The organism is Rossellomorea aquimaris (assembly GCF_001877785.1).
Taxonomy (GTDB): Bacteria; Bacillota; Bacilli; order Bacillales; family Bacillaceae_B; genus Rossellomorea; species Rossellomorea aquimaris_A.
The window spans coordinates 1-658 of the sequence record NZ_MINN01000102.1; the positions used below are offsets into that span (position 1 = coordinate 1).

2 pseudogenes are annotated in these 658 nt (G+C 47.0%); both read right to left on the minus strand.

The window, feature by feature from the left end:
- Window positions 1-39: 39 nt before the first annotated feature.
- Window positions 40-291: pseudogene (locus BHE18_RS14935) on the minus strand (bile acid:sodium symporter family protein); the annotation flags it as partial.
- A pseudogene (locus tag BHE18_RS23785) lies at window positions 288-422 on the minus strand (FAD-linked oxidase C-terminal domain-containing protein); the annotation flags it as partial. The pseudogenes BHE18_RS23785 and BHE18_RS14935, both read right to left, overlap by 4 nt.
- Window positions 423-658: the final 236 nt, after the last annotated feature.

A 658-nucleotide genomic window follows, 5' to 3' on the forward strand; every position in this document is an offset into this window, starting at 1 on the left:
CGGCGTTTGTCATCGCGTATGTGTTGAACTTGCCGCCTGAACTTGCGGCATAACGAGAAACTGCGCCGCTACCCCGACGAATACCGGCAGCGGGCTTTTGGCGATGATTTTAAAATCCACCGGCTTAAGCGTCAAGCCCATCCCGAACATAACGACGCCTAGCAGAATCGTAATATAAGCGCCAAATCCGATAAACATTTCAGGCAGGAAAAATGCCAGCAAGGCTGCCAGGATGACCCACACCGCAAAATACTTTCCAGCGATCGCACTCAATGATTGCAATACTTTCATTTCATCGTCTCCTTTGTCTCCACTTTAATATTTTTGCCGGGATTCAATAGATTGTGCGGGTCCAGCGCCCGTTTGATTTTCTCCATGACGTCAAGCGCCGCTCCGTGTTCTTGCCGTTGGTATTTCTGTTTGAAAAAAAAAATATTATACACATCTCCGAGCCCACGAAACGGACTCCGAACTCGTATGCCTTCTTATGCTTGAACACAAAAAAAGAGTAGAACACTGTGTGCCGGACGTGCAGAAACGCATTCGTTATGCTAGTAGTCACCTGTAGACATTCTATAACGTCTTGATGTCACATAGCACTGCTGCTGTGTCCAGTGTCGTCGTCTATTCGCATAATCGAGTTTCACGTCACATATAA